Origin of the sequence: Megamonas hypermegale, from assembly GCF_900187035.1 — a bacterium.
Taxonomy (GTDB): domain Bacteria; phylum Bacillota; class Negativicutes; order Selenomonadales; family Selenomonadaceae; genus Megamonas; species Megamonas hypermegale.
Genome location: NZ_LT906446.1, coordinates 1,446,717 through 1,458,481, shown reverse-complemented (window position 1 = coordinate 1,458,481; position 11,765 = coordinate 1,446,717). Strand labels below are relative to the sequence as shown.

The 11,765-nt window shown below is 33.0% G+C and carries 10 protein-coding genes; 8 read left to right on the top strand and 2 right to left on the bottom strand.

All coding sequences use genetic code 11. The annotated features are described in order from the left end of the window. The first annotated feature begins 27 nt into the window (after nucleotides 1-27). The 3 genes from CKV65_RS06905 to CKV65_RS06895 are packed head-to-tail and all read left to right on the top strand — an operon-like array spanning nucleotide 28 to nucleotide 2,304. Complete coding sequence (locus tag CKV65_RS06905; RefSeq protein WP_036254318.1) at nucleotides 28-1,188, top strand: glycoside hydrolase family 3 protein; 1,161 nt, start codon at nucleotides 28-30, stop codon at nucleotides 1,186-1,188. 27 nt (nucleotides 1,189-1,215) lie between these two features. Beyond that, complete coding sequence (locus CKV65_RS06900; protein ID WP_051177563.1) at nucleotides 1,216-1,773, top strand: DUF805 domain-containing protein; 558 nt, start codon at nucleotides 1,216-1,218, stop codon at nucleotides 1,771-1,773. Nucleotides 1,774-1,794: 21 nt separating this feature from the next. Beyond that, nucleotides 1,795-2,304 carry a hypothetical protein gene (locus tag CKV65_RS06895; RefSeq protein WP_027889417.1) on the top strand — a complete coding sequence of 170 codons (510 nt, stop codon included), beginning with the start codon at nucleotides 1,795-1,797 and terminating at the stop codon, nucleotides 2,302-2,304. An 80-nt stretch (nucleotides 2,305-2,384) separates the two neighbouring features. Here the strand turns inward: CKV65_RS06895 and CKV65_RS06890 are convergent, their stop codons facing one another. Further along, nucleotides 2,385-3,194, bottom strand: a complete 810-nt coding sequence (locus CKV65_RS06890; protein ID WP_027889418.1) for a glucosaminidase domain-containing protein — start codon at nucleotides 3,192-3,194, stop codon at nucleotides 2,385-2,387. A 31-nt stretch (nucleotides 3,195-3,225) separates the two neighbouring features. Next, a complete protein-coding gene (locus CKV65_RS06885) occupies nucleotides 3,226-4,527 on the bottom strand; it encodes an NCS2 family permease (protein ID WP_027889419.1) in 1,302 nt (433 codons plus the stop codon). 181 nt (nucleotides 4,528-4,708) lie between these two features. On the opposite strand from CKV65_RS06885, the gene CKV65_RS06880 reads away from it, so the two are divergent. The 5 genes from CKV65_RS06880 to CKV65_RS06860 all read left to right on the top strand — a co-directional run bounded on the left by CKV65_RS06880 (nucleotide 4,709) and on the right by CKV65_RS06860 (nucleotide 11,598). Then, complete coding sequence (locus CKV65_RS06880) at nucleotides 4,709-5,326, top strand: hypothetical protein (protein WP_027889420.1); 618 nt, start codon at nucleotides 4,709-4,711, stop codon at nucleotides 5,324-5,326. Between the two features lie 48 nt (nucleotides 5,327-5,374). Then, entirely contained in the window at nucleotides 5,375-6,982 is a 1,608-nt protein-coding gene (locus CKV65_RS06875) for a DUF4127 family protein (protein ID WP_231922652.1), read from the top strand. Nucleotides 6,983-7,044: 62 nt separating this feature from the next. Further along, on the top strand, nucleotides 7,045-8,694 hold the full coding sequence (locus CKV65_RS06870) for a DUF4127 family protein (protein ID WP_036254321.1): 1,650 nt from the start codon (nucleotides 7,045-7,047) through the stop codon (nucleotides 8,692-8,694). Between the two features lie 158 nt (nucleotides 8,695-8,852). Then, complete coding sequence (locus CKV65_RS06865; RefSeq protein WP_027889423.1) at nucleotides 8,853-9,227, top strand: YkvA family protein; 375 nt, start codon at nucleotides 8,853-8,855, stop codon at nucleotides 9,225-9,227. Between the two features lie 13 nt (nucleotides 9,228-9,240). After that, nucleotides 9,241-11,598 carry a DNA topoisomerase 3 gene (locus tag CKV65_RS06860; protein ID WP_027889424.1) on the top strand — a complete coding sequence of 786 codons (2,358 nt, stop codon included), beginning with the start codon at nucleotides 9,241-9,243 and terminating at the stop codon, nucleotides 11,596-11,598. Nucleotides 11,599-11,765 lie beyond the last annotated feature (167 nt).

The following is an 11,765-nucleotide window of genomic DNA, read 5'->3' as shown; positions in this document are numbered from 1 at the left end:
ACAAAAAAGAAAGGAATTTATAGATTCATGCGTAAAAAAATAATTATCACTGTTATAGTAATTGCAATTATAATTTTAGGTATATTGTTAAATAATAAAAATATTTTTAGCAATGCCGAAGAAAGTAAATCAGCGCAAGAAGAAACACCGATTGCTCAACAGAATTTAACTATTGATGAAAAAGTAGATAAAATAGTTGCTTCTATGTCTAAGACCGAAAAGATTGGACAGATGGTGATGATAGGCATTCAAGGTACAAAAGTTGATGATGATAGTTTATATATGTTACATCAATTTCATATGGGTGGAGTTATTTTATTTGATAGGAATATGGAAAGTCCTGAGCAAGTAAAACAATTAACATCAGATTTACAAACTCAATCAAATGAAAAAGTTCCTTTGTTCATCGGTGTAGATGAAGAAGGGGGCGATGTGGTGCGTATGGCAGAAAAATTAACACCACCACCATCACAAAAAGAAATTGGTGCAACGGGTGATACTGAACAAGCTAAAACATGGGCTATAAAAACAGCTAAATCACTTAAAGAAATGGGAATTAATGTGAATTTTGCTCCAGTTGCTGATGTTGGTTCTAATGATAATCGTTCATACAGTACTGATGTAAATACAGTAATAAATTTTGTAAAAGCAGCTACTACAGGTTATCAACAAGAAAATATCATATACAGTTTGAAGCATTTTCCTGGTATAGGTAAAGGTCAAGTTGATTCTCATGTGGAAAGTTCCAGTATTAATGCATCTAAAGAAGTATTAATGGCGGAAGATATTTTACCATTTAAAACAATCATCAATGAGAATAAACCGGAAGATTATTTTATTTTAGTATCGCATTTGAATTATCCTGCGCTTGATGAAGAATATCCTGCAAGCTTGTCGTCTAAAATTATGACTGATTTATTGCGCAATGAATTAGGATACAAAGGTATAATCATTACAGATGATATGGAAATGGGAGCAGTGGCAAATCATAACGATTTTAAAACAGTCGGGGTAAATGCCGTAAAAGCTGGTGCGGATATCGTGCTTGTATGCCATGAATATCAACATGAACAAGATGTTTATCTTGGATTATTAGATGCTGTTGATAATGGTGAGATTAGCCAACAGCGCATAGATGAATCTGTAAAACGAATTGTTAAAGCAAAATTATTACACTTGTATCAATAATGTATTTTAAAGAAAGGTAGTATGTTTATGTCAAATAGATTTTGTCCTAATTGTGGAAATTCATTAGAAACAAATGCAAGATTTTGTGGAAACTGTGGAGCAAAGATAGAAGACGAGTTAAATAATGTTACTACTAACCAAAATGAAATTGTAGATATAAAATCTGCCAATAATACAACGATAGCTACAAGAGCAGAAAATGAACAAATGATTTCTAATAGTAATAATATAAATAGGCAAAATATTAATGTACAGGTAATACGACAGAGTATTTTTAGTAGTAAGGGACGTATCAATCGATTACCATATTTTTTATATTCTTTGGGGTTAGGTGTAGTTTGCTTTTTTGCTATGGGAATATGTTTTACAGGTATATTGGCTATAATTGGAATACCTTTAATAATAGCTTGTTGTGTTGCAAATATAATGTTAACGATACAACGTTGTCATGATTTAAATAAATCAGGATGGTTTTATTTCATATTAGTTATTCCTGTTATTGATATAATATTTGCGTTATATTTACTTTTTGCTAAAGGAACAGAGGGACCAAATCAATATGGACCGGATCCATTACAATATTAGAATTATAAGGAGTCTAGTTCTATGTCTAAAATATTAAAATCTACAATGATAACAATATTGTTTTTATTCATATGTATGGCAACAAGTTTTGCATCTATTCCACAGAGTGATATGGTTATAGGTGGTATTACAATGGGAAGTTCTTTAGATTATGTAGAGCAAGTATATGGTTTGCCGAATAAATCATATTATGGGGAAGGCGATTGGATAACAGGAGAATCATTAATATATGAATATGTTAATGGAAATAATTTATTTAAAGTTGTAGCGGGAACAAAAGGAAATTTTAATAGAATTGTATATAGCGTTACTTGTCGGGAAAAAGGATTATCTACACCGAGTGGTTTATCAGTAGGTATGAATTTTAGTGAAGTAAAGAAATTATATGGAAAAGGAAGTGCTATAAAGAAAGATATGGCGGTATTTCCAATAGATAAATGTAGCTATTATGAGTATAATAGTGGTTCTAATATTATGCAGTTTGCTGTAGATTCTGATGGAATTATAAGGCAGATAGTAATTTTTAATTAAAAAATATAAAATAATTGTTGTAAATTGGTATAAAAAAAGCAATAACTATAGGTTTAAATAGTTATTGCTTTTTATTTTATTTATTCTCTTGTTATATTATCCAAAATTTGAAGTATTTCTTGACCGTAGTTGTTGCCAGGAACAGCCCAACGACCGTTTAATCCCTGCCACGTATCGATTGTTGAAGTGGTATAGACAGCGCGCACTAATGAGTAACGTGGGTCTACGACATTTTCACGAGGAGGTCTGACAGAACTATAAGCAAGTAAATGTTGAATATGAGCACGTACGCCAAGGCGAGCGGAAGAAAAATAAGCACCTTTTACAGTGGCACTTGTCGTACCTAAACCACAATAATTATTTTGGTCTGGTGTAACTGTTCCACCATAATTAAAGAAGCCTGTTTCTTTAAGAGCTTGTGCAAATGCCGCATCAGGGCGAATACCTTCTTTACCAGCTTCTTCATAGTAGTAGCGAACTAATTCTTCAGGAGAAACACTGATTTGTGGATTGGGATTTACATCAAGTAAATATTTAACACATTGTTCTTGTGTTGCAATAGCATTGCCCATTATAGAATCACTGCCGTAGTCTACTGGTGGTGGATTGAAAACGGGAGCAGATGGTTTTTCACCATGTAAAATAGCTTCAACTCTATCAGAAATACTGCCGGTAGTTGCTTCTTTGTTGTCAAGAGTATTGTTTTTAGAAGTTGTAGTGGATAATGCTATTACAGCAGTAGTATCATGCTGTTGATGTTGACTCAATCCTTTAAGTGTGATATTACTATGCTGTGCTGGAGTCATGCTTGCGAAAGAAGGTGTTGCCATAGTCAGGCAAGCAGCAGTAATTAAGGAACCATAAAAATATTTGTATTTACGAAAAAACATATAAAGATGGAAGACCTCCTTGTTTTTGATTTTAGATTTGTATAGCAACAAATTGGATAATAAACAAGAGCATAAATGCATAAAGTAAAGGATGAACTTGTTTAAATTTGCCACAAAAGATTTTTATTAAGCAATAAGTAATAATACCTATACCTACGGCATCAGTAATACTATAGGATAATGGCATTAATAAAAATATCAGAAAAGCAGGGAATGCTTCTTGCATGTCATTCCAATCTATGCGAGATAGACTACTCATCATATAAAAACCGACGATAATTAAAGCTGGAGCAGTGACAGCAGGTACTTCTGCTAGTACTTTAGCAATCGGTGCGGCAAATAACATTAAAATAAATAACAACGCTACTATAATATTACTAAAACCAGTACGGCCACCACTAGCAACGCCTGAACTAGATTCAACATATGGCGAAGTTGGACTTGTACCGAAAATTGCACCGACAAGGCTAGCTATGGAGTCTGCTAAAAAAGCACTTTGGACATTTGGAAATGTATTATTTTTCATAAGTCCTGCTTGTTTAGCAATACCAAGCATTGTACCGGTAGTATCAAATAAAGTAACGATGAAAAATGTGAAAATAATAGTGAATAAATTATGAGATATAGCACCTATAACATCCATTTGCATAAAAGTATTGCCAAACTCTGGTGTGTTAAAAATTGTATCTGGCAATGAAATATATCCAAAGAAAAATGAAATAATAGAAATTATAATCATGCCTAGAAATAAGGCACCACGAACATTATTTATAATCAAAACAACACTGATAAATATCCCTAAAAGAGACATATAAGTGATAGGGTCAGTTAAATTACCGAGAGTTACGAGTGTGGACGGTGAAGCGACTATAATATGCGCATTTTGCAGACCAACAAAACTTATAAATAAACCAATACCAGCGCTGATACCTTCTTTCATAGAAGATGGTATAGAATTGATGACGGCTTGGCGAAATGAAGTCAATGATAAAAGCAAGAAAATGAGAGCAGAAATAAAAACAGCTCCTAGTGCTTCTTGCCAAGGAATTCCCATGGATATTACCACGACGAAGGCAAAATAAGCATTCGTTGCAAGACTAGGCGCAATAGCTATGGGATAATTAGCAAATATTCCCATGAATAAACAGCCGACGACAGAAGCTATGATTGTGGCGAAAAAAACACCATCGAAGTCCATGCCTGTTTTGCTTAATACACTAGGATTTAAGATGATAATATATGCCATAGTTAAAAATGTTGTGATACCAGCTATGATTTCAGTAGTATAATTAGTGTTGCGTTCTTTGAATTGAAAATATTGTTTTAAATGCATAAAAAACCTTTCTGATAAAAATTTTAAGAGAAAATCTGGTTCTCTCATATAATACCACAAATGAAAAAATTTTTTTAGTGCTAAATGAATATTAAAGTACAATCTTTAAATTGCAGATTAAATATGATATCATAATATAATTGGATAGTAATAGTATTGCATTATTGTAGGAGGTATTTGCGTGAGCAGATATATATTAATAGGTATATTTTTGGCTGTTTCTTTTTTGTTAGGGCCATTTAATAAAGTTTGGGCAGCAGAGCCTTTTGAACCATTACCAGAAGATGAATTTCAATGGGTACAAGCCACAGCTCGTTCCAGTTATTATTTTAATAAACAGGCAATGACTTATGAAATTGGAAGTGATGGCTATGCTGATACAAATATATTATTAGTGCCTACTGTAAAATTATTTGACAATATGCAAGTTGATGATATTATAATGAAACGTCAATGGCGAAATTTAAGCACGTATAGATTTGACGAATTAGTTGGTGCGGCTGAATATTTGCGTATTGATTTGCAGAAAAAAACCGTAGAATATACGGATTGTATTTATTTAGACCAAGGGTATAACTCACTTTATGCAGGATATGAAAGACCAACTCAAGATATGACAACAATGAGTCCTAAAAATGTAGATTATAAGTTTTATCAAGCTATAGTAGATTATGAACATGAACATCGTAAAGAGCTTTTAGAGAAAATTGCAGACCAAGTAAGACCAAAAGATTTAAAAGCTGCGGGCATAAAAGTGGATAAAGATAAGGTTAAAAAAGAAAGAAAGAGTAAAGAATAAGGGGTGTAAATTTTGTATTGCAGGAGTTGGGGCAAAATATGCCTATTAATGGCAATGTTATTTTGCTTTGTATCATTGACAAATGTAGCGTCAGCAAAAAAAGAAGATGAAAAGAAAGTAATTTTATATGTACCACAAGATGATAGACCGATTTCTTCTGACCAAACGGCAGATGTAATTCGTTCATTAGGGTATACTGTAGAAATGCCACCAAAAGGATTATTAGGTGATAGAAATAGAAACGGTAGACCAGAAGAATTAAATCGTTGGTTAGTAGAAAATGGTGGAAAGAATAAAGTAGCAGTTGTTTCTTCTGATGCGTTGACTTATGGAAGTTTGGTTACATCGCGTAAACATCACATACCAAAAGATATGCTCTTAAGACGTGTAAAAAATATTGGTAGATTGCATGAAATTCATCCTGAAATGCCAGTATATGTATTTTCTTCCGTGATGCGTACACCGCGTGATGGTGCTTCTTCAGGAACAGAAGAACCTGAATATTACGTAGAATATGGTAAAACAATATCTACATATACGAAGATAGATAATGCAGATACTTCAGGACTTGATGAAAGTTATCAAGTAGCACTTAGAGAAGGTGTACCAGAAGCAGCTTTAGATGATTGGTTTGGACGACGCAAGACCAATTTGGAAGTAAGTCGTAATTTAATTGATTTAGTAAAAAAAGGCAATATAGAATATATGGCAATGGGTAAAGATGATAATGCTAAATTTTCTTTAACCCAAAGTGAAAGTGATAAATTAGAAAGTTATGCTAGAAGTATCAGTCTTAATAAAAATAAATTTCAAACGTTAACTGGCTTAGATGAAATAGGCTTACTCGTTTTGACAAGAGTAGTAAACGATTTAGATAATTATCACCCATATATTTATGTAAAATATGCACCAGGATATGGTGGTGCAACAGTGCCTTCTTATTCAGGTGAACCGATTGATAAAACGATTGAAGACGAAATAATAGCGACTGGCTCTATAAAAACATATGATTTAAAAAAAGCTGATTTAGTTTTAATGGTAAATACCAATCGCAGTGGTTGGACATATGATGCAAATACTCCAGTAAATACATTGCAACTTCGTTATAATACACTTGATTTTGTAAATGATATCCAAGAAATGGTTGATAATGGCTATCATGTATCTATTGGTGATATCGCTTTTGCCAATGGTGCAGATAATGCTTTAATGAATTTATTACAAAAAAGAGATTTATTAGATAAACTTTATGGTTATGCTGGCTGGAATACAGCTACAAATAGTACAGGTTTTGCGCTCAGTATGGGTATTGTAGGCAATAGAATAAGCGAAGAAAAGCGTGATAGATTATTGCTTACGCGTTATCTTGATGATTGGGTTTATCAGGCAAATATTCGCCAAAATATAAATTCTTATATTAATTTACTTCCAGGTAAAGGCGATTACTTGACTATTGGAGATAATAAATTACCGCATGCTGAAGAGTATGGAACAAAACTCATGCGTGATTTTGCAGCTGCAAATTTAAGTTTATTTGCTAAAGCAATAGATGTATCAATTACTATGCCATGGGACCGCATTTTTGAAGCAAATATAAATTTAGAACGTGGCAAATATGATGATACAGTATTAAAAAAATATCTAAAAGGTTATTAAAATCTAAAGCCTGCTATTTGGCAGGCTTTATTATTATATAAATATATAAACGAGGTGAAATAATGAGTATCTTAAAGAAAATAGTATTAGTATATGTAATGGTTTTTTCTATTTTTTGTTTTACGGGAAATATTGCACTCGCACATTTAAATAAAACCATTTTATTTGTACCACATGATAATAGACCGATTTCCTTTAAACAGACAGCAGATAATATTCGTGATTTAGGTTATGAAGTATTGACTCCGCCGGAAGAACTTTTGGGAAATAGAACAAATCCTCAAGGTCATCCAGATGAATTGGCAGAATGGGTAATTGATAATGCAAAAAAAGCAGACTCAGCTGTGATATCTGCTGACTCCATGATATATGGTAGTTTAGTTGCTTCACGTAAACATAATTTATCAGTAGAAACAGCACAACAAAGAGCAGAAAATTTTGCGCGTATTCATGAAGCTAATCCAAGTTTAAAATTATATGTATTTGCTTCTATCATGCGTACACCGCAGACAAGTGAAGCTTCAGGCAGTGAAGATGCTTCGTATTATGCTCAATATGGTACAGATATCGCTCGCTATACAGCTCTTACAGATAAAAAAGTACAAGATGGGCTTAATCGTTCTGAACGTAAACAGATGAAGATGTACGAGCAAAACATTCCAAAAGAAGCTTTAGAGGATTGGCTTGGTCGCCGTGCAACTAATTTAGAAGCAAATAAGAAATTAATAGATTTGACTAAAAAAGGCGATATAACATATTTGGCTTTGGGCTGTGATGATAATGCTAAATATTCACAGACTAATATGGAACGAAGAGAACTCGATGATTTTGCTAAATCTCTCGGCAGTAGCAGATATCAATCTGTAGCAGGTATTGATGAAATTGGCTTTGTGCTTTTGACAAGATGCGTGAATAATTTGCAAGGAGACATTCCTTTTGTAAGTGTGCATTATGCAAAAGGGACAGGAGCTAATACTATACCAGCATATTCGAATGAACCGATTAAGGATTCTATAAAAACTCATGTAAAAATGGCGGGTGGTTTGCCTGTAACGAGTGATAAACGTGCAAATTTAGTATTTATGGTAAATACGAATTTTGATGGCACAACAGGTGCTGCTAATGATTTAAGTAATACGTATACTCCAAATGAAAATGTATTGAATTTTGTACAGATGGTGAATACAAAAGTTGCAGAAGGTAAAAATGTAGGTATTGGAGATATCACTTTTGGCAACGGTTCAGATAATTCACTGATGATTACTTTATACAATCAAAAACTTCTTGATAAAATAAATGCTTATTCTGGTTGGAATACACCGACAAATAGCACTGGATATGCACTAGCTATGGGAATGTGCGCTAATTACACAGATAGAGTAGGCATATTGAAGATGTTAGAAGTTCGCTATTTAGATGATTGGTTGTATCAAGCGAATATCCGTCAAACAGTGGCAAATAAATTAAATTCCATGCCGGGTGAAGGTACTTATGGCGATACGAAGACGCGTACAGTGCCAGCAGAAGAACTCGCTACAAAACTTTTACAAGAAAAAATCGCGCAGTATGATTTAGCAACTTTTGATGGTCAATCATATGTAAAAGATACACAGGTAAGATTTCCTTGGGAAAGAATGTTTGAAGCAGATTTCATATTTCCGCAAGAAGAACAAATAAATATGGAAAGTGAACAAAATCCTATTGAAAAATAATGGATTGAAATTTTAATTTATTTTTATTGTATAGATGAAATATGACAGCTATTGATTAATTCAATAGCTGTTTTTCTATTGGCGTGATATGGTACAATATAAAGAAATATATTTGATGTGTTTTATTATATTGTATGTTTAAAATGAAAGGAATTTGTATGTTTTATAGAATTTGGACATTTATTTCCTCACGTAGAAGAGATTTATTGATGCTTTTTACAGCACTGTTTAATCGAGATACACCGCGTACAATAAGAATGATGATAATAGCAGCTTTTTTATATTTAATCAGTCCTGTTGATTTTTTGCCGGATGTAGTTCCGGGTTTGGGACTTGTAGATGATGCTGTATTAGTGCCTACCCTTTTGTATGCAGCTAAGCAATTTTTGCCACCGCAAGTGCGAGCTTTAAGTGAAAAACGAGCAGATTTTTTAATGCCTAAATTGCCATATATATTATTGGTAATGGGAATTTTATTGATAGCTTGGGTTGTATTTATAATCACAGCTATTTATAATTTTATTTTTAATTGACGAGGAGATAGTAATGCGTTTATATATAGCAGAAAAACCTAGTATGGGTGCTGAGATTGCAAAGTGCTTGAATGGGCCAATACAGAGAAAAGACGGTTATCTTATAACGAAAGATGGTATCGTTACATGGGCTTTTGGTCATATTTTACGTCAAGCGGAACCTGATGAATACAATGCAGCTTATAAAAAATGGAATGTCGCTGATTTGCCAATAATTCCGGCGAAATGGAAAATGATTGTAGATGAATCCTGCAAAAAGCAATTTGGAATTATAAAGAATTTAATTGATAAGGCTGATGAAATTGTACATGCGGGTGACCCGGATAGAGAAGGTCAATTATTGATTGATGAAGTCTTAGATTATGTACATTGTCAAAAGCCTGTTAAAAGGATTTTGCTCAATGCATTAGATGAAGAGAGTATAAAAAAAGCAAATGCTAATTTGAGAGATAATAAAGATTTTCTTAACCTAAAAAAATCAGCACTTGCTAGAGCTAGGGCGGATTGGCTTATCGGCATGAATTTATCAAGAGCGTATACGCTGGCGGCAAGACGAGCTGGCAAAAAAGAAGTATTAGCTATCGGCAGGGTAAAGACGCCGACTTTAGCTTTAGTTGTAAGACGTGAGCGAGAATTACAAAATTTTAAACCAGTTGATTATTTTATCATTAAAGCAATCTTTGCTCATCAAAATGGTGAATTTATAACAACATGGAAACCACAAGATACACAAAAAGGATTAGACTCTGAAAATAGATTATTAGATGAGAACATAGCAAAGGATTTAATCGCTAAATTTGCCAGCAAAACGGAACAAGGAAAAATAATAGCGTATCAAAAAGCGCAGAAGAAAGAAGCACAGCGATTACCGTTTTCGTTGTCTACATTGCAAGTTTTGGCGGGAAAACGATTTGGCTATGAACCACAGCTTGTTTTAGATACGGCACAAAAATTGTATGAAAAGAAATTGACAACGTATCCGCGTTCAGATTGCGAGTATTTACCGCAAAGTCAATTTAATGATGCTAAGGTAATTGTGCATAATTTATTAAATTATCAAGATAAACAGCTCAGTACTTGGGCAAAAAAAGCTGATATAAGCATAAAATCAAGAGCATGGAATGATAAAAAAATCACGGCACATCATGCTATAATTCCAACGAAGATAAAAGCAAATTTAAATGCACTATCAGAAGTAGAGCGAAATGTATATTTTTTGATTGCGCAAGCGTATATAGCACAGTTTTATTCAGTGCATATTTACGACCAGACTAAAATTACAGTTATGTACATGAATGAAAATTTCACAGCTAGCGGTCGTACTGTAAAACAACTTGGTTGGAAAGAATTGTATTTGCAAAATGCTAATAAGAATAATTTAAATAATAGCGAAGAAATAAATGGAAAAGAAGAGGAAAATTCATCTTTGCCTTTGATGAAGAAAAATGATGTAGTGGATTATATTGATGGCAAGTATGAAAAGAAATCTACGAAACCGCCTACTCGTTTTACAAGTGCAACATTATTAGCGGGAATGAAAGAAATCCATAAGTACGTTAAAGATGTTGAAGTTAAAAAGAAATTAAAAGACATTTATGGTATTGGTACAGAAGCAACGCGTGCTTCCATCATTGAGGATTTAATAAAAAGAGGCTTTTTACAGACAGAAGGCAAGAAAAAATATTTAATACCGACACAAACTGCATATATGTTAATTGATGTTTTACCAGATGAAATGACATATCCTGATTCAACAGCAATATGGGAAGATTATCTTCATTCTTTATCAGAAGGTGAAGGCACTGTTGAAAAATTTTTGCAAATGCAGGCAAATTTCACGAAGGATTTATGTTTAAAAGCGAATGCAACAGTGCTTGTAGGTCAAAATGAATATAAATGCCCACGGTGTAAGCGTGGAATTTTAGTAAAGCGCAATGGTAAAAATGGCACTTTTTGGGGATGCTCTAATTTTCCTACTTGTCGTATGACTTGTAATGATGTTGATGGAAAGCCAGATTTAAGGACAAAAACATATGTATCATCTAAATACTCAAATGTAAATTATTCTAATTTTTATGATACCTTAAATGAAGTTGAAAAAACGACAGACAGTGGTATAATTTCTGCTTGGGATTTAGTTTTGCAAAATAAGACGAACCCTTCATTTAATAAGGTTAAAAAATCAGCAATGCCACTGGAAAAGCAAGCAAAACAGGGCACGAAAAATGTAAATAGTAAGTATTTGTGTCCGCATTGTAAAGATGGCAATTTAAGGCGAATTCATGGCAAAAATGGTTGGTTTTGGGCTTGTTCTAATTATCCACATTGTACAGCAACGTATGATGATAATAATGGAATGCCAGTGATATAATTTTTGTAAAATTTTTGTGATGTTGATGTAAAACAAAGTTGATATAAACAGCATTGTACAGCTTTTTCAAGTTGTATGACTGTTTATTTCCTTGCATTGACAATAGTACAATTATTTGAGAAAATAATAAATAATAAAACCATGAAAATATGGTTTGATATTTTTAT

What these genes read in the sequence shown, in the direction of transcription:
- CKV65_RS06905 (WP_036254318.1), top strand. Translation starts at nt 28, where the DNA reads ATGCGTAAAAAAATAATTATCACTGTTATAGTAATTGCAATTATAATT.
- CKV65_RS06900 (WP_051177563.1), top strand. Translation starts at nt 1,216, where the DNA reads ATGTCAAATAGATTTTGTCCTAATTGTGGAAATTCATTAGAAACAAAT.
- CKV65_RS06895 (WP_027889417.1), top strand. Translation starts at nt 1,795, where the DNA reads ATGTCTAAAATATTAAAATCTACAATGATAACAATATTGTTTTTATTC.
- CKV65_RS06890 (WP_027889418.1), bottom strand. Translation starts at nt 3,194, where the DNA reads ATGTTTTTTCGTAAATACAAATATTTTTATGGTTCCTTAATTACTGCT.
- CKV65_RS06885 (WP_027889419.1), bottom strand. Translation starts at nt 4,527, where the DNA reads ATGCATTTAAAACAATATTTTCAATTCAAAGAACGCAACACTAATTAT.
- CKV65_RS06875 (WP_231922652.1), top strand. Translation starts at nt 5,375, where the DNA reads ATGGCAATGTTATTTTGCTTTGTATCATTGACAAATGTAGCGTCAGCA.
- CKV65_RS06870 (WP_036254321.1), top strand. Translation starts at nt 7,045, where the DNA reads ATGAGTATCTTAAAGAAAATAGTATTAGTATATGTAATGGTTTTTTCT.
- CKV65_RS06865 (WP_027889423.1), top strand. Translation starts at nt 8,853, where the DNA reads ATGTTTTATAGAATTTGGACATTTATTTCCTCACGTAGAAGAGATTTA.
- CKV65_RS06860 (WP_027889424.1), top strand. Translation starts at nt 9,241, where the DNA reads ATGCGTTTATATATAGCAGAAAAACCTAGTATGGGTGCTGAGATTGCA.